Source organism: Streptomyces lincolnensis, assembly GCF_021173675.1.
Taxonomy (GTDB): Bacteria; Actinomycetota; Actinomycetes; order Streptomycetales; family Streptomycetaceae; genus Streptomyces; species Streptomyces lincolnensis_B.
On sequence record NZ_JAIHON010000067.1, the window covers coordinates 1 to 255 of the forward strand.

Sequence of the window (255 nt, forward strand, 5' to 3'; positions counted from 1 at the left end):
ACCCGACGTGACAAGCCGCCTACGAGCTCTTTACGCCCAATAATTCCGGACAACGCTTGCGCCCTACGTATTACCGCGGCTGCTGGCACGTAGTTAGCCGGCGCTTCTTCTGCAGGTACCGTCACTTGCGCTTCTTCCCTGCTGAAAGAGGTTTACAACCCGAAGGCCGTCATCCCTCACGCGGCGTCGCTGCATCAGGCTTTCGCCCATTGTGCAATATTCCCCACTGCTGCCTCCCGTAGGAGTCTGGGCCGT

1 rRNA gene is annotated in these 255 nt (G+C 59.2%); it reads right to left on the reverse strand.

The features are described 5' to 3' along the window. Positions 1–255 (reverse strand): 16S ribosomal RNA (locus K4B79_RS47585); the annotation flags it as partial.